A 15,971-nucleotide genomic window follows, 5' to 3' on the forward strand; every position below is an offset into this window, starting at 1 on the left:
CGGCCGCTCCAGTGTTTTCGCCATCCGCGCACGATGTCTTCATGTTCGCAATGGTTCAGAAATGCGGGATCCCGTCCGGTCGGTTCGATCGGACGGGATCTTCGCCTGGTGTACGGGGGTGACCTGGCCGGTCTTGTGGTGACCGGGATCGCTGCTACGGCACGGCGTACGCGCACGGCATGGAGCGGACCCTGTTGTCGAAGTTCGACGGGACCAGTACCGGGGCGTCCGTCGTGTGCAGGCCGGGGGCCCGGGTCAGGAGTTCGCGGAACAGGGCCTTCATTTCCTGTTTGGCCAGATATGTGCCCAGGCAGTAGTGCGGGCCGCCGCCGCCGTAGCCGACGTGGGGGTTCGGGGTGCGGGTGATGTCGAAGGCGTCCGGGGCGGGGAAGACGGTCTCGTCGCGGTTGGCCGAGGCGTAGAACAGCACGACCTTGTCCCCTTGGTGGAAATCGTGGCCGTTCATGCGGTGATCCCGGGTGACCGTACGGCGGAACTGGATGATCGGCGTCGAGTGGCGCACGATCTCCTCCACCGCCCCGTCCTCGTAGCGGTCGAAGTCGCCCACCAGCAGCGCGCGTTGCTCGGGGTGCCGGGTCAGCAGGTCCAGGCCGTGGGCGATCGCGTTCCGGGTGGTCTCCACACCGGCGACCATCAGCAGGGAGAAGAACGCGCCCAGTTGGCGCCCGGTCAGCGCCTCGCCGTCGATGTCGGCGGTGACCAGCGCCGAGATGAGGTCGTCCGTGGGGTTCTTGCGGCGCTCGTGGCCGAGGTCCGCGATCATGCCCTGCATCCTGGCCAGCGCGCGCAGCCCCTTGCCCGGCACCCGGAGGCGGCTGCGGCCCGTACGCGAGACGCCGATGTCGCCCGAGGCGCGGTTCACCTGGGCGAGGATCGCGGGGCGTTCCTTCTCCGGGATTCCCATCAGGTTGCAGATGACCTCGAACGGCATCCGGGAGGCCACCGCCGTGACGAAGTCGTCCGGCCTCAGCGCGAGTACGTCGTCCACGACGCGGGTCGCCACGGCCTCGATGTCCGCCTCCGTGCGGCTGAGAATGCGCGGTGTGAAGGCACGCGAGACGATCCGGCGCAGTTGTGTGTGGTGCGGAGCGTCCAGATTGACCATGGAGTCACCGAACAGGGCGCGCACCCACCGCGCCGGCTCCGGTGTCGTGGCGCCCGGCGCGCTCGCGAACACCTGAGGATTTCGGCTCGCCTCGATCACGTCGGCGTGTGTGACGAGGGCGTGGAATCCCCGCTCAGGTCGCCACCGGCTTTTCGGGCGCTCGACGAAGTACTGGGGTTCGCCCAGCCGGCGGAGCAGAGCGAATGCCTGTACGCGTTCCGAATGTGGGAGTTGCCAGAAAGAAGGATCCGCGAGATCCGGTCTCTCCGGGTGTTCACTTCCGGCCGGGGCCGGGGGCGGCTGAACCAGGGCTGTCATGTCATTCCTTCCTCGGATGCGCGGGAATGGCGCGGAAAACGCGTGATCAAGGAGCTTGCCATGGAACAGGTGCCCGTAACGTGCGGCTGGCCAGGGTCATATGACTGGTAGTGGCACTGGGGAGCGAAAGGCGCGGACCGGCGCGGATACGGAGAGACATGGCTGGCCTGAAGTAGCCATGGCATTCCCCCACTTGGGTGACACCGGCTCACGGAAATTCCCCACAGGCCACTACTGTCCCGAAGTATGACCTCGACCAACACCGCTTCAAACAGCGTTCAGCATGCACCCCGACTGGGCACCCTCTCGGTGATTGCCTGGACCACCGATCTCTCCGAGACCGAACGCAATACGCCTTTTCTGCTCGCCTATTCGCTCGGTGACGGCCGGGACGGGCCGGAGGCCGGTGAGGAGACCATGCGTACGGTTCTTGAGGAGGTCGGGCTGATTCCCGGCGGCGATCTCATCGATGCCTCCCTGACGACCAATGTGCCGATCAAGCTGCTCGTGCAGGCCGGGCGGGCCGTGCTGACGATGCCGTATCTGAACGCGCAGTGCCCGGTGCCTCCGGAGTGGGAGCGGGACGCGCTGGACAGCGGAAAGGTCTATTTCATCGTCGCCACCCGGCCGTGGGCCGAGGCGACGCCCGGAAAGCCGGTCAGCGAGGAGCAGTTGCGCGGATTCGCCGGAGACCTGGAGATGCTCTCCAGCGCCGCGCACTGTCTGCTGCCGGTCAGCGGCCTGCGCAGCTGAGTCGACGAACCGGAAGCGTGGAGCGGACGTCATGGCAACGGCATTGGACGAGAACACATCGGCCGGCGAAGAAGCGGACCGCGCCCGTGATGCGGTGGGCGGTGGGCGGGCGTTCGCGCTGCTGCTGGTGATCACGGGTGCGGCTGGGCTGCTGGCGGCGTGGGTGATCACTCTTGACAAGTTCAAGCTGCTGGAGGATCCGGGTTTTACTCCGGGGTGCAGTCTGAATCCGGTGGTGTCCTGCGGGAACATCATGAAGAGTGAGCAGGCTTCGGTGTTCGGTTTTCCGAATCCGATGCTGGGGCTGGTGGCGTATGCGGTGGTGGTCGGTGTCGGTATGGGGCTGATGGCGGGGGCGCGTTACCGTCGGTGGTTCTGGCTGGGGCTGAACGCGGGGACGTTGTTCGGGGTCGGGTTCTGTACCTGGCTGCAGTACCAGTCGCTGTACAGCATCGGTTCGCTGTGCTTGTGGTGCTGTCTGGCCTGGGCCGCGACGATTCTGATGTTCTGGTACGTCACCTCGCACAACGTCCGTCACGGGATGCTGCCCGCGCCGGGCTGGCTGCGCGGTTTCCTGGACGAGTTCACCTGGGTGCTTCCGGTGCTGCACATCGGGATCATCGGGATGCTGATCCTGACCCGTTGGTGGGACTTCTGGACCAACTGACCCGGTCAGCCGAATCCGCTGACCGGAGCGACCGGAGCTACGACAGAGCGGCTGTACGGAGCCCCAACTCCGTACAGCCGCCAGAACCGTCCCGGGTGCGAGACCAGCAGGGGAGCGCTCTTAACGGGAGAGCACCTTGTCGAGCGAGAGCCCGCCGAGCAGACCGCCCTTGCCGGTCCCCTTGTTGCTCTTGCCGACCTTGCTGCTCTTGCCCTTGCCGTCCTTGCCGGTCTTCTTCTTGACGCTGATCTTCTTCTTGGCGCCCTTGGTGTCCTTCTTCTTGTTCAGCCCGTCCGTGACACCCTTCACCGCGTTGAGGACGGAGCCGGGGTTCTCGGTGTCCAGGGCGTTGGTGTTCAGCGGCTTGGGGTCGCGCAGACCCTGGCTGGCCACGGTGTCGAGGCCGTTGTTCAGGTTCAGGCCTTCACCCGCGGCGGCAGCGGGGCCGGCGGCACCCAGAACCATCACGGAACCGGCGATGATCGCGGCGACCTTCATGGACTTCATTGTTGGATCCTTCTTTCAGCGATGTCTGTGCGGGGCAACTCTCGTTTCGCACAGGCCTCTTGGAGATTTCCTGTGTGCGGCCTCGTCATCAGTAACGATTCCCGGGCATGGCGGAAACTCCGTACAGAAGGAATTCTGGGCCGGCCACCCGAATGAAGGGGACTCACCTTCTCCTCGTGTCCAACACGCTTTCGTGTCGTTGGCGCACGCGAGTTGGCGTACGAGCGGCCGGCTGCCGACTGCCGGGAGGTGGGAAAGCCGGGGAGGTGCTCCCGGGACGCAGCGGAAAAGCCGCCCTGCCCCGAAGGGGAGAGCGGCTCCGTCATGGCGACGTCGACGACAGCGAATCCGTCAGCTGTTGACGCAGACGTTGCCGAAGGCCGGGTTCAGCAGACCGATGACGTCGATGGTGTTGCCGCACAGGTTGATCGGCACGTGGAGGGGGACCTGAATGATGTTGCCGGACAGGACACCCGGGGAGCCGACGGCCGCGGCCTTCGCTCCGGCGTCGGCGAAGGCGACACCGGAGGTACCGGCGACAGCGGCGGCGGCCGCGGTGGAGAGAACAACGGCCTTGGCGATACGCGACATGGAGAAGGGCTCCTCGGATGTGAGTGGGGCGAAGTAAGTGCCGGGAGAGTTTGCCCCGGCTTATGCATCAACGCCGGAGACACTCATCGGTTGCGCCCCCGAATGAGTGACGCTGGGGGCCGGACCTGCCCGGAGGGCGTTCGGGCCCGGGAATTGGGGGCCCGCCATCCGTGTGTGCGACCGGGCATAGAAGTCATTTTGTAAGGTCAACGACTTTCCGCGCGTCTGACGTGATTTTCAGTCCGGGCTCTGTAAAGGTCCCTTCTTGTTTCGGTCTCTCGACACGGAGATGCCGTAGGCGGAATTTCGTTGCTCGCGCTGTGAGGTGCAGCGGCTGATGGTGACGTTCGGATCAGCCTTCGATTCCGCTTTCCTGTTGCCCACGAGTGGAAAGAGTTGCGCGTGCAGCCTCAACGGCGCCTTTCCGGGACCGGCTTCACGGTGCTTCACCTGGTCCAGCCGGTGGACGGCGGTGTGGCCCGGGTGGTCACGGGCCTGGTCGCGGCACAGGTGGAGTCCGGTGTCCGCTCCGTCGTCGCCTGTCCCGATCACGGACCGCTCGCCGGGGCGGCGGCCCGCCAGGGGGCCGAGGTCCATGTCTGGCGGGCGACGCGCGACCCGCGGCTCGGTCTGTTCGACGAGGTCAAGAGGGTCGCCCGGCTCGTGGAGCTGATCCGCCCGGACCTGATCCATGCCCACAGCGCGAAGGCCGGTTTCGCCGGGCGGCTGGCGGTCCGGGGCCGGGTGCCGACCGTATTCCAGCCGCATGCCTGGTCGTTCGAGGCGGTCGGCGGAGTGACCGAGCTGCTGGCGCGGCAGTGGGAGCGGTGGGCCGTCCGGTGGACCGACCGCGTCATCTGCGTCAGCGAAGCCGAACGGCGTACCGGGGAGCGGGCCGGGATCGTCGCCGCTTGTTCCGTCGTCCACAACGGGGTCGACGTCGGGCACTTCGCACCGACGGACTCTGGGCCGGCGGCCCCGCTGCCGGCCACCGCCCCGTCGGCCGCTGTCTCCGGCGCCCTCGCCGCGCGTGCCTCTCTGCCGCTGCTCGCCGAGCTGGAGCCGGCCACCCCTGTGGTCGTGTGCGTCGGCCGGCTGTGCCGGCAGAAGGGCCAGGACATCCTGCTGCGGGCCTGGCAAACGGTCGTACGGCAGCTGCCCCAGGCGCGGCTGGTGCTCGTCGGTGACGGGCCCGACGCCGACGAACTGCGTGGCACGGCGCCGCCGTCGGTGCTCTTCGCCGGAGCCGTACAGGACACCGCGCCCTGGTACCGGGCGGCCGATCTGGTTGTCCAGCCCTCCCGCTGGGAGGGCATGGCCGTGGCCCCTCTGGAGGCCATGGCGAGTGGCAGGCCCGTCGTCCTCAGCGATGTGGACGGCGCGCGCGAGAGCCTGCCGCCGGGACGGGAGGCGGCCTGTCTCACCCCGCCCGAGGACCCGCCCGCGCTGGCGGCAGCCGTGAGCGCCCTGCTCCGCGACGGGCCGCTGCGCGAAGCCATCGGCCGCCAAGGCCATCAGCACGTACTCAGCACCTACGACGTCCGCCGAACCGCGCGTGCCGTCGCGGACGTGTACCGCGAGGTCGTCGCCGTGCCCCGCCCCGAACGCAGAGAGCCGATTCCCCAGTGACCACGGAAAGCACCAGCGTCCCCCCACCGTCCGGGCCCGCGCGGACGACAGACCAGCTCACGGGACGGACCGCGGCGCGAGTCGCGATCGCCTCGCCCCGTGCCGCCACCCCCGACCGCGTGACGAAGCCGCCCCGCCGCCCGGCGGGCGCACCGCTCCGCTTCGGCCTGCCGCTGTTCGTGGCGGACGTGCTCGCGGTCCTGGTGTCCACCTTCGTCCTCGACGACGAGCAGCGTGACCCGGCTCTGGCCGTCGGGCTCGTGGCGTGTGTGACCGTACTGAACGCGATCGCCGGGCTGTACCGCCCCGGTGTCGTCCTGTCGGGACTCGACCAGCTTCCCGTGCTCGCCGCCCGTATCGCGGTGTCGTGGTGCGTTGTCGCGGCCGTGCTCGCCGCGCTCTTCCCGGCGCGTGTCCTCGGCTTCGCGGTGATGCTGGCCGGCGGGGCCACGCAACTCGTCGTCGCGGGCGGCTGCCGCTCGCTCATCCACACCTGGCGGCGTGCGGTGGTACGCAACCGGCTGCGGTCCGCGCTGGTCGTCGGTACGGGACCGGCGGCACGGCGGCTGACAGCGCTGCTCGTCCGGCACCCGGAGTACGGCCTGCGGCCCGTCGGGATCGTCGCCCCCGCCCACGAGGACGGCGGGTCCGGCGGGCGGAGCGAGGACGGAACCGGGGAAGGGGGCGGCGACGGGAGCCGGGAGGGGGACGGCAGCCGGGACAGCGGCGGTACGGGCGTCCACGCCGTGCCGGTGCTCACCACGGCCGCCGAGGTTCAGCGCGCGGTCATCCAGACCGGCGTCCAGGAAGTGCTGTTCATCGGGACCGGTGGCATCGGCTCGGGAGCCCTCGAAGCCGCGGGCGTCGAACGGGCGGGTATCACCTCGTCGGGTGTCGGTCCGGGAGGTATCGGGACCGGGGCTGTCGGCTCAGGTGGTGGTGGGGCCGGTGGCGGGATGGACCGGGCTGCCCTCAGCACGCTGTTCCACGAATACGGCTGCGCCGTCTCGTTCATCGGATCGGGGCCGTGGGACACGACCGCCCCGCCGGGCGGCATGGCGCACCACCTGTGGGGGTACACCTGGCGTCGCGTCGTGCCCCCGGCCGTACGCCGTCGCCGGGGCGGTACGGCGGCCAAGCGGCTGCTGGACGTACTGATCGCGGGGCCGATCCTGCTCGCGGTCTCGCCGGTCCTGCTGAGCTGCGCCCTCGCCGTCCGGCTCTGTGACGGCCCCGGTGTGCTGTTCCGTCAGGAACGCGTCGGCCAGAACGGGCGTTACTTCACCCTGCTGAAGTTCCGCACCCTGCGGCCGGCCGACGACCACGAGTCCGCCACCCGCTGGAACATCGCCGACGACCTGCGGATGAGCCCGGTGGGCAACTTCCTGCGCCGTACCTCCCTGGACGAACTGCCGCAGCTGTGGAACGTACTGCGCGGCGACATGAGCCTGGTCGGCCCCCGGCCGGAACGTCCCTTCTTCGTCGCCAACTTCAGCAAGACCCACCCCGGCTACGCCGCCCGGCACCGGATGCCCGTCGGTATCACCGGGCTGGCGCAGGTCCACGGGCTGCGCGGTGACACGTCGATCGAGGAGCGGTCCCGGTTCGACAACCACTACATCGACCACTGGTCGCTGTGGCACGACGTATGCATCCTTCTGCGCACCGCCGTCTCCCTGGTCCGTCCGGCGGGCAGCTGATGGCCGCCGACGCCGCCGGCGCCCTGTTCCCGGCCGGACGCCAGCCGGGCGTGAGGAGCAAGGCCGGCACGGGCAGCGCGGCGCACACGGCCCGTACGGCCCTGCGGACGCGCGCCGTTCTGCGCCGGGCTGCGCCCCTGCTGCCCGCGATCGCCGTCGTCGCGCTGCTCGCCGTACCCGCGACTCCGGCCGGCGACGGCTCCGCCGGGTCGGGGAGCGTGGCGGACCTGGCGTCCGCGCTGCTCGTCCTGCACTGTCTCGTACGCGTACTGCGGGAGCGGGCCCGCCCCTTGACCCGTACCGCCGCGCTGGTGCTCGGACTGCCGGTGCTGGGCGTGACCGTCGCGGCGATCACCTCGCACGATCCGGCGTCCAGCCTGCCGGGGGTGGCGCGTTACCTCCAGATCTTCGTGCTGGTGCCGGCCGCGCTGCTGCTGCTCCTGCGCGACCGCGCGGACTTCCGGTTCGTCGCCGGGGCCGTCGTCGCCCTCGCGCTGGTGCAGGGCTCGGTCGGCGTCGTGCAGTACCTGACCGCCACCGGCGCCTCGTACATGGGCGAGAACATCCGCGCGGTCGGCACGTTCGGGCCCAGCGATGTGATGGGCATGGCCACGGTCGTCGCGTTCGGGCTGATCATCGCGACCGGGTTCGCGCTCGGTCTGGACGGTGACCGCGGCGCCGCGCCCCGCGCACAGCGTGTCGTCGCCCTCGTCTGCGCCGCTCTGCTGTCCGTACCGCTCGTGCTGTCCTTCAGCCGTGGCGCGTGGATCGCCACGGTCGCGGCGGTCGTGCTGCAACTGGCACTCTCCGGACCGCGCCGGGCCGCCCGGATCGCGCTCGCCGCCGGGGCGCTGGGTGTGGTGCTCGTCGGCGGTCTCGGCATCGGCTCGCAGATGGTCACCGAACGCCTCGACAGCATCACCCGGGTCACCGACGCGCCCGACCGGTCCGTCACCGACCGGTACACCATGTGGGCGGCGGCCACCGGCATGTGGCGGGAGCGGCCGCTCACCGGGGTGGGGCTGAAGGGCTTCCCCGCCTACCGCGACAGCCACGCCTCGCTGGCGCTCTCCTCGGCCAGCGACACCGCCGGAGCCGGACAGGCGTTCCAGCGTCAGCCGCTGCTCTCCCCGCACAACATGTATCTGCTCGTGCTCAGCGAGCAGGGGCTGCTGGGGCTGACCGCCCTGGCGGGCAGCTGGGCCGCGCTCCTCGTGTGCGCGCTGCGCCGACTGCCCGGCGCGCGCCGCTCCCGCCGGGGCGCCGACTGCGGCCTTGTCGTCATCGGGCTGCTGGTCTGGCAGTTGGTGAGCTTCAGTTACGGGGACATCGGCGGCCCTTCGACCGTACTGACGGCCGTGATGCTCGGCCTGGTGGCGTGGTGGGCGCTGGGGGCGGGCCGGGACGGCGCGCGGGACCAGACGCGTCCGCCGGACCCGGGCCGTTCGCCGGACCCGGGCCGCCGGGTGACCGAAGGGGCTGCCTCGGCGTGAGCGACTTGAGCGACGTGAGCGACGTGAGCGACGTGAGTGATATGAGCGGTACGAGGCGGTCTCTTCCCGCGGTTCCGCCGCCCGCTTCCGCGGTTCCCGCTCAATCGGCGCCGTCTCCTGGGGAGGGCACCGGAAGTGGGCTTGCGGACACCGGGCCCGCGGGCACCGAGGGCGGATCGGTGGGCACCGGGGCCGCGGGCGTCGGAGACGGACCGGCGGACACGGGAGGCGGGCGCGGCTCCTTCTTCTCCGGCCGGTTCCTGGCGCGAGCCGCGTTCCTCACCGCCCTGATGACCGCTGTCGGTTCGCTGCTCGGCCTGGTACGTGACCAGACCATCGCGCATCTTTACGGAGCGGGCCCGGACACGGACGCCTTCCTCGTCGCCTGGACGGTGCCCGAGATGGCCTCCACGATCCTCATCGAGGACGCGATGGCACTGATCCTCGTACCGGCGTTCAGCCTGGCGCTGGCCCGTCGTGCCGCGCGGTCCGCCCCGGGGCCGGACCTGGGGCCGGATCCCGTACGGCACCTCATGCGGACGACTCTGCCCCGGCTGTTCCTCGCGCTCAGCGCCTGCGCGGCCCTGCTGGTGGCCGCCGCGCCCTGGGTGGTGGCCGTGCTGGCGCCGGGGCTGCCCGAGCCGCGCCTGGCCGTCGACTGCACCAGGCTGACCGCCACCTGCGCCTTCACCTTCGGCATGGCCGGTTACCTCAGCGCCGCGCTGCGGGCGCACGGCAGCTTCGTGGCGCCCGCCGGGATCTACGTGGCGTACAACATCGGCATCATCACGACGATGCTGGTGGTCGGCGACCGGTGGGGGGTACGGGCCGCTGCCGCCGGGGTGGCCCTCGGCGGCGTACTGATGATCCTCATCCAGACGCCGGTCCTGTGGCACAGGCTCAGAGAGCGCCGACCGGCGACGGAATCCAGCTCGCTGCCGGCACCGGCACCGGCACCGGCACCGGCACCGGCACCGGCACCGGCGCCCGCTCCCGACCCCGTACAGGCACCGGCGCCCGTTCCCGCCCTCGTACAAGCACCGGCACCGGCGCCCGCCCCCGTACAAGCACCGGAACAAGCAAAAGCCACCCCCGGCGTGTCCCCCGTCGCCCTCGGCCTGCTCGCTCCCGTCATCGCGTTCGCGCTCAGCCGCCAGTCGCAGGTCCTCATCGAACGGTTCCTGGCCGCGCCCCTGCCGCCCGGTGCCATCTCGCATCTGAACTACGCGCAGAAGGTCGCGCAGATGCCGATGGTCCTCTCCCTCATGCTGTGCACCGTCACCTTCCCGGTCGTCGCCCGCGCCATGGCGGCGGGGGACACCGACCGGGCGCGGGGGCGCGTGGAGCGCGATCTCGCGCTCGCCGGGATCATGGTGCTGGTGGGGGCCGCCACGGTCATCGCCTGCGCGCCGCAGATCATCGAAGTGCTCTTCCAGCGCGGTGCGTTCGACCCCGCGGACACGGCGGCCACCGCCGACGTGATGCGGGTGTACGCGCTCGGGCTGCTGGGCCACACCCTGGTCGGCGCGCTCGTCCGCTGCTACTTCTCCGCCGCCCGCCCGCTCTGGTTCCCGGCGCTCGCCATGCTCACCGGGCTCGCCCTGACCACCGGCGCCGGCGCCCTGCTGGTGAACGTCTGGGGCGTGCTCGGCATCGCCGCCGCCAACGCCCTCGGCATCAGCGTCACCGCCGCCCTGATGCTGCACGGACTCGCCCGCCACAGCGTGCCCATCCGCACCCGCCGGACCACCGGGGGACTGGTCAGACTCTGCGCCGCCGCTGCCGCATCCACCGGCGCCGGCTGGTTCTGCGCGGACCTCGTCCGCTCGCCCGTCCTGGGCGTGGCGGCGGCCTGTGTCGCGGTCGCCGCGGTCTTCCTCGTCACCGCCCGCGCCCTGCGGGCCCCCGAGATCGACACCCTCCTCCGTCCCGTCTCACGAAAGCTCGCGCATGCCCGCTGACATGGTGTCCGACGGCCCTCACTCCGCATCGCGCGGGCCGCGGCGCACATCCGGTGCCCCCTTGTGGGCCGTCATGTACCACTCGGTCGCCGACTGTGCCGACGACCCCTACCAGGTGACGGTCTCGCCCGGCCGCCTCGACCAGCAGCTGCGCTGGCTGCGCCGCAGGGGGCTGACCGGCGTCAGCATGGACCGGCTGCTGCGCGCCCGCGCCGAAGGGCGTGGCGCGGGCCTGGTCGGCCTCACCTTCGACGACGGTTACGCCGACTTCGTGGAGCGGGCCGTTCCGCTGCTTCACCGGTACGAGTTCACCGCCACCGTCTTCGTGCTGCCCGGCCGCCTCGGCGGCACCAACGAATGGGACAGCCTCGGCCCCCGTAAGCCCCTCCTCACCCAGGACGGCATCCGGGCCGCCGCCGAGGCCGGTATGGAGATCGGCTCCCACGGGCTGCGGCACACCGATCTCACCGAGGCGGACGACGCGCTGCTCGCCGCCGAGACCCGGCGCAGCCGCGAACTCCTCCAGGATCTCGGCGCCGGTGAGGTGCCCGGCTTCTGCTACCCGTACGGCACGGTCGACACGCGCGCCGTCGAGGCCGTACGCGCGGCGGGCTACTCGTACGCCTGCGCCATCGACCCGGGGCCGCTCACCGGCGTGTTCGCCCTGCCCCGCATCCATGTCGGGGAGAAGGACACCGGCCCGCGGCTGCGGCTCAAGTGGGGGCTGCACCCCTGGCGCCGCGAGCCCGTCCCGGCCGACGCGTATCCGACGCCCGCGGTGACCGGCGGCCGGAGGACCGGACCGTGAGAGTGCTGCACATCATCACCGGTCTGGGCATCGGCGGCGCCGAACAGCAGTTGCGGCTCCTGCTGCGGCACCTGCCGACCGACAGCGACGTCATCACCCTCACCAATCCGGGCGCGGTCGCCGAGGGCATCACCGCCGACGGCGGACGCGTCACCGACCTCGCCATGGCCGGGAACCTCGACGTCGGGGCGCTGCCCCGGCTGACCAGGCTCGTCCGGCAGGGGCGGTACGACCTGGTGCACACGCACCTCTACCGCGCCTGCCTGTACGGGCGGTTCGCGGCCCGCCTCGCGGGCGTACGCCCCATCGTGGCCACCGAACACTCCCTCGGCGCCGTGCAGATCGAGGGCCGGCCGCTGTCCAGCGGCGCCCGCGCCCTCTATCTCGCCGGGGAGCGCCTGGGCACCGCGACGGTCGCCGTCTCCGCCACCGTCGCGCGCCGCCTCGAACACTGGGGCGTACGGCGCGACCGCATCCATGTCGTCCCGAACGGCATCGAGGCCGGGCGGTTCGCCTTCGACGCGGCCGCCCGCCGCGCCGCCCGCCGCCGTCTCGGGCTGCCGGGGGACGCCTTCGTGGTGGGCGGTGTCGGCCGGGTCACCGCGGGCAAGCGCTACGACACGCTCGTCCGGGCCGTCGCCGAACTGCCCGGTGCCCGTCTCCTCCTGATCGGTGACGGTCCGGAGCGCGCGGCGCTGCGGCGGCTGGCCGGGGAGCTGGGAGCGGCCGACCGGACCGTCCTGCACGGCGCGTGCCAGGACCCACCGCCGGTTCCCCTGGACCCGTCGTTCCCGCCGTCCGAGGGCGGGCCCGATCTGCCCGCGCTGCTCGCGGCCATGGACGTCTTCGTCTCCACGTCCCCCGACGAGTCGTTCGGACTCGCCGTCGTCGAAGCCCTCGCGGCCGGGCTCCCCGTCCTCCACGTCACCTGTCCCGCCCTGCACGACCTGCCCCCCGAGGCGGCGCCGGGGGCGCGGCGGATCAGCGGCTCGGTGACCGGACTGGTCGCCGACCTGCGGCGAGTCCAGGAGAGCTTCGGCGGGGCCGGGCCGCGCCGGCTGCCCGTACCCCCGGCCGTACTCCACTACGACATCTCCCACAGTGCCGAACAGCTGATGACCGTCTACGAGAACGCCGTGCGCGGTCCGGTCCCCAACCGAGAAGTGAGTTGCTCATGAGCACCCAGCCGAGTCCCCTGCGGAGCCTGCCACGGCGTCTGACGCGGCGCCTGACCTCCTGGCCCGCCCGGTCGCTGTCGCGCCTGAAGAGGCTGTCCGTCCGGTGGTTGGTACCGGTCGCGGTCCTGATCGGGGCGCTGGCCGGCGCGGCGTACGGGACGCTCCACACCCCCCAGTACACCGCCACCAGCCATGTCCTCATCGTCCCGACGAACAAGTCCGATCCGGCCGCCGCGATGGGCTTCGCGACGGCGTACGGGCGGGTCGCCTCCCAGGTTGCCGTGATCGGTGACGCGCAGGTCTGGGCGGGGGTACCGGCGGAGAGTCTGAAGACCGATGTCCAGACGGCCACGTCGCCGGACGCGCCGATGATCTCCGTGACAGCGACCGCGACCCGTGCGTCGACCGCGGTGAGCATGGCGGACGGTGTCGCGCGCTCCCTGGTCCTCAACGGCTCCCACATGCAGGGCAGTACGAACGTACGGGTGCTCCAGTTCTCCCGCGCCGTCAAGCCGACGAGCCCGACCTCTCCCACGGTGTGGCTGGCGGCCCTGGTCGGCGGTTGTGCGGGCGGTCTGCTCGGCGGGCTGGGGCTGCTGATCCGTCCGAAGCGGCGGATCAGCGAGGTCCACGCGTCCGTCCCGGGCCCGGCGACCTCGTCCGCTTCGCAGCAGCAGCCGCAGCCGGAAACAGTGTGATGACCCCCGAATCGAGCCTGCGGACTCCCACGACCGTGGCCGGCGCGGCCCCCACCGCCCCCGTCACCCCCACCGCCCCCGTCACCCCTCCCGCCCCGTCCGGCTCCGGCCCCGTGTTCACCACGGAGCTGTGCCGCGACCCCGACCGCTTCGCCGCACTCGCCCCGGCGTGGCACGCGCTGTACCGCCGCTCCCGTACGGCCACCCCCTTCCAGAGCCACGCCTGGCTGCACTCCTGGTGGCTGTCGTACGGGACGCCCGGCCGCCTGCGGATCGTGCTCGTACACCGGGACGGGGAACTGGTCGCGGCGGCCCCGCTGATGCTCGTCCGCCGCCCCTTCCCCGTCCTCGTCCCGCTCGGCGCCGGCATCTCCGACTTCTTCGACGTCCTCGTCGACGACAGGCACACACAAGCCGACGCCGGTCCCGGAGCCGAGCCCCGCGCCGACGATGTGACCGCCGCGCTGGTGAAGGCCCTCGCGGACGCCGCCCGTACGGCGGTGATCGACCTGCGTGAAGTACGGCCCGGAGCCGCGGTGGAACGCGTCTGCGCCCACTGGCAGGGGCCTCGCCGCCAACTGGCGGACTCGGTCTGCCTCGAACTGCCGGCCGTCCCCCTGGACGAACTGCTCCGCAGACTCTCCTCCTCCCGCTCCCAGCGCGCCCGCGCGAAAGTGCGCAAGCTCGACTCGCACGACATCGTCGAGCGTGTGGTGCCTCAGGCGGAGATCCCGGCCGCCGTCGGACGGCTGCTGGAGCTGCACCGGCTCCAGTGGCAGGGCCGCAAGGTCACCCCCGAGCATCTCAGCGCGCGGTTCTCGGAGCACCTGGCCCGCTCCGTCACGGCCATGGTCGAGCACGGCGACGCGCGGATGACCGAGTACCTGCTGGCCGGGACGGTGCGGGCGGTGGATCTCACGCTGATGTCCGGCCAGTTGGAGGGCGGCTATCTGTACGGGGCCGACCCGGAGCTGCGCACCAAGAAGGTGGATGTGGCCCTCATGCTGCTGCGCAACGGAGCGCGGCACATCAGTACGAGCGGCCGCACCACGCTGAGCATGCTGCGCGGCACCGAGCCGTACAAGTACCACTGGCGCCCCGAGACCGTCCGCAACCAGCGGCTTCTGCTCGCCCGGCCCCCGCTGGCACCGTTCCTGCGGCTGCTCGTCGCGAGGGCGGCGGGCCGGGACCGGGCCGCCGCCCTCGTCAAACGGCTGCGGCGAAGCGGCGGCAAGGGATGACCTTGCCGCCCCGGGGGCCCGGCGTCAGGACCGTCGTAGCTCGCGCTGGTGCTTCAACTGGTGGAAGGGGAGGCAGACCTTGCCTCCCAGCCAGCTCTCCACCCAGCTACCGAGATTCAGCGGGGTGCACTCCGGCGCCGGGGCGGGCGCGGGCGTACGGCCGTACAGCATGGAGCGGAACACCCTCGACGCCTTGGGATTCTTTTCGCACATCCATACGCCGTGCGGGCAGTAGTCCGTGATGGTGTTGTACAGCGGCTTGTACGTGTCCATCCACTGGAGCATTCCCCGCACATATTCGGGATTGTCGCCGTTACTGAAGAGGCCCCACTCCGGATAGGAGATAACCTTTCCGTGCGCGGCCGCGAAGTCCACATGTTGTTGGAGCCCGTAGGGTTCATTGACCTGATCAGCGAATTTCTGGCCCGCCGACTGGTCGTAGGAATCCATGCCGATGATGTCCACGACATCGTCGCCCGGATAGCACTCGGTCCACGGGACATCGTCCCGTCCACGGTTCGGAGCGAAGTCGAAACGGAACTTCTGTCCGGGCACGGCACGCATGGCGGTGACGATGCGGTTCCAGTATTTCTTCCACGCCCCCGGATCGGGGCCGCAACGATGGGCGTACGTGACTCCGTTCATCTCCCAGCCGAGCACGATCACCGTGTCGGGGACACCGAGCCGGACCAGCCGTTCCGCGAGAGTCCGGAAATGGCCGTCGTAGTCGCCCTGCGCACCTTTGCGCAGCTCACGGCGTACACCACTGTCGGTGGTCCGACGTTCGGTGTTTTCCAGCATGGGGACGTTGAGGGCGAAGATCCGGTCGGCCCGCGCCTTTCGCCAGGTGGCCCAGGCCTCCAGGAATCCCGGGCTTCCCTCGATGTTCGACCACAGATCTCCGGGCAGATAGCTGTGCCCGACCCGCAACTCCGTACCGCCGAGCCATTTCTGCATCCGGGCGATGCGCTGGACGCCTTCCGGGCCGTAGTCGAGATACGCGCCCATCGCGGGCGAGGCGGTCGGCGGGGGTTTCGGCCTGCCCCTTTCCTCGGATCCTCTCGATCCTTCCGGTCCCCCCACTTCTTCCGGTGCTCGCGCTTCCTCCGGTCCCCGCGCCTCTTTCCGGTCGGTCGCTGGACTCGAAGCGGGCAGTGCCGCACCTGAGACAAGGAGACCGGCCATGGCCACACCGATCCCGGTGATGGCCGGCCGTAGACGTCGACGGGACATGTAACTCCTTGCGAGTTGGGCCTTTTTCCGTGGCCGCGAAACCGTGGTCACACTCCTCGAAAGTATTT

General features: G+C 70.8%; 14 protein-coding genes. 10 read left to right on the forward strand and 4 right to left on the reverse strand.

Annotated elements, in window-relative coordinates:
- Positions 1-154: 154 nt before the first annotated feature.
- Entirely contained in the window at positions 155-1,444 is a 1,290-nt protein-coding gene (locus tag ACIOJD_RS27885) for a cytochrome P450 (RefSeq protein WP_401918522.1), read from the reverse strand.
- A gap of 246 nt (positions 1,445-1,690) precedes the next feature.
- Here ACIOJD_RS27885 and ACIOJD_RS27890 point away from each other — a divergent pair, with 246 nt between their 5' ends.
- The gene (locus tag ACIOJD_RS27890) at positions 1,691-2,197 is read left to right on the forward strand and encodes a DUF5949 family protein (protein ID WP_401918524.1); all 507 of its coding nucleotides are present in this window, start codon (positions 1,691-1,693) and stop codon (positions 2,195-2,197) included.
- Between the two features lie 31 nt (positions 2,198-2,228).
- Positions 2,229-2,864 (forward strand): vitamin K epoxide reductase family protein, encoded by a 636-nt coding sequence (locus tag ACIOJD_RS27895; RefSeq protein ID WP_401918526.1) that lies wholly within the window; start codon positions 2,229-2,231, stop codon positions 2,862-2,864.
- A gap of 120 nt (positions 2,865-2,984) precedes the next feature.
- On the opposite strand, the gene ACIOJD_RS27900 is transcribed toward ACIOJD_RS27895, so the two are convergent.
- Both ACIOJD_RS27900 and ACIOJD_RS27905 read right to left on the reverse strand, forming a co-directional pair.
- Positions 2,985-3,371, reverse strand: coding sequence for a hypothetical protein (locus tag ACIOJD_RS27900; protein ID WP_401918528.1), 387 nt, complete (start codon positions 3,369-3,371; stop codon positions 2,985-2,987).
- 351 nt (positions 3,372-3,722) lie between these two features.
- Positions 3,723-3,962: a chaplin gene (locus ACIOJD_RS27905; protein WP_401918530.1), complete on the reverse strand. Its 240-nt coding sequence runs from the start codon at positions 3,960-3,962 to the stop codon at positions 3,723-3,725.
- A 402-nt stretch (positions 3,963-4,364) separates the two neighbouring features.
- On the opposite strand from ACIOJD_RS27905, the gene ACIOJD_RS27910 reads away from it, so the two are divergent.
- The 8 genes from ACIOJD_RS27910 to ACIOJD_RS27945 all read left to right on the forward strand — a co-directional run bounded on the left by ACIOJD_RS27910 (position 4,365) and on the right by ACIOJD_RS27945 (position 14,670).
- Positions 4,365-5,591 carry a glycosyltransferase gene (locus ACIOJD_RS27910; protein ID WP_401918532.1) on the forward strand — a complete coding sequence of 409 codons (1,227 nt, stop codon included), beginning with the start codon at positions 4,365-4,367 and terminating at the stop codon, positions 5,589-5,591.
- Positions 5,592-5,710: 119 nt separating this feature from the next.
- Positions 5,711-7,291, forward strand: coding sequence for a sugar transferase (locus tag ACIOJD_RS27915; RefSeq protein WP_401918534.1), 1,581 nt, complete (start codon positions 5,711-5,713; stop codon positions 7,289-7,291).
- A complete protein-coding gene (locus tag ACIOJD_RS27920; RefSeq protein ID WP_401918536.1) occupies positions 7,291-8,784 on the forward strand; it encodes an O-antigen ligase family protein in 1,494 nt (497 codons plus the stop codon). The genes ACIOJD_RS27915 and ACIOJD_RS27920 overlap by 1 nt, the downstream gene beginning before the upstream one ends.
- 41 nt (positions 8,785-8,825) lie before the next feature.
- Positions 8,826-10,745 (forward strand): murein biosynthesis integral membrane protein MurJ, encoded by a 1,920-nt coding sequence (gene murJ, locus ACIOJD_RS27925; protein WP_401918863.1) that lies wholly within the window; start codon positions 8,826-8,828, stop codon positions 10,743-10,745.
- 1 nt (position 10,746) lies between these two features.
- Complete coding sequence (locus ACIOJD_RS27930; protein ID WP_401918864.1) at positions 10,747-11,553, forward strand: polysaccharide deacetylase family protein; 807 nt, start codon at positions 10,747-10,749, stop codon at positions 11,551-11,553.
- Positions 11,550-12,731: a glycosyltransferase gene (locus tag ACIOJD_RS27935; protein ID WP_401918537.1), complete on the forward strand. Its 1,182-nt coding sequence runs from the start codon at positions 11,550-11,552 to the stop codon at positions 12,729-12,731. Before ACIOJD_RS27930 ends, ACIOJD_RS27935 begins: the two co-directional genes overlap by 4 nt.
- Entirely contained in the window at positions 12,728-13,429 is a 702-nt protein-coding gene (locus tag ACIOJD_RS27940) for a lipopolysaccharide biosynthesis protein (protein ID WP_401918539.1), read from the forward strand. The genes ACIOJD_RS27935 and ACIOJD_RS27940 overlap by 4 nt, the downstream gene beginning before the upstream one ends.
- A complete protein-coding gene (locus ACIOJD_RS27945) occupies positions 13,429-14,670 on the forward strand; it encodes a GNAT family N-acetyltransferase (RefSeq protein ID WP_401918541.1) in 1,242 nt (413 codons plus the stop codon). Before ACIOJD_RS27940 ends, ACIOJD_RS27945 begins: the two co-directional genes overlap by 1 nt.
- A 24-nt stretch (positions 14,671-14,694) precedes the next feature.
- On the opposite strand, the gene ACIOJD_RS27950 is transcribed toward ACIOJD_RS27945, so the two are convergent.
- Positions 14,695-15,903, reverse strand: a complete 1,209-nt coding sequence (locus tag ACIOJD_RS27950; RefSeq protein WP_401918543.1) for a glycoside hydrolase family 26 protein — start codon at positions 15,901-15,903, stop codon at positions 14,695-14,697.
- Positions 15,904-15,971: the final 68 nt, after the last annotated feature.

The sequence above is a fragment of the Streptomyces sp. NPDC088116 genome (assembly GCF_044741745.1).
GTDB lineage: Bacteria > Actinomycetota > Actinomycetes > Streptomycetales > Streptomycetaceae > Streptomyces.

Coding starts and splice junctions, on each gene's coding strand:
- ACIOJD_RS27950 (WP_401918543.1), bottom strand. CDS start 15,903: ATGTCCCGTCGACGTCTACGGCCGGCCATCACCGGGATCGGTGTGGCC.
- ACIOJD_RS27885 (WP_401918522.1), bottom strand. CDS start 1,444: ATGACAGCCCTGGTTCAGCCGCCCCCGGCCCCGGCCGGAAGTGAACAC.
- ACIOJD_RS27940 (WP_401918539.1), top strand. CDS start 12,728: ATGAGCACCCAGCCGAGTCCCCTGCGGAGCCTGCCACGGCGTCTGACG.
- ACIOJD_RS27920 (WP_401918536.1), top strand. CDS start 7,291: ATGGCCGCCGACGCCGCCGGCGCCCTGTTCCCGGCCGGACGCCAGCCG.
- ACIOJD_RS27890 (WP_401918524.1), top strand. CDS start 1,691: ATGACCTCGACCAACACCGCTTCAAACAGCGTTCAGCATGCACCCCGA.
- ACIOJD_RS27900 (WP_401918528.1), bottom strand. CDS start 3,371: ATGAAGTCCATGAAGGTCGCCGCGATCATCGCCGGTTCCGTGATGGTT.
- ACIOJD_RS27895 (WP_401918526.1), top strand. CDS start 2,229: ATGGCAACGGCATTGGACGAGAACACATCGGCCGGCGAAGAAGCGGAC.
- ACIOJD_RS27905 (WP_401918530.1), bottom strand. CDS start 3,962: ATGTCGCGTATCGCCAAGGCCGTTGTTCTCTCCACCGCGGCCGCCGCC.
- murJ (WP_401918863.1), top strand. CDS start 8,826: ATGAGCGGTACGAGGCGGTCTCTTCCCGCGGTTCCGCCGCCCGCTTCC.
- ACIOJD_RS27945 (WP_401918541.1), top strand. CDS start 13,429: ATGACCCCCGAATCGAGCCTGCGGACTCCCACGACCGTGGCCGGCGCG.
- ACIOJD_RS27930 (WP_401918864.1), top strand. CDS start 10,747: ATGGTGTCCGACGGCCCTCACTCCGCATCGCGCGGGCCGCGGCGCACA.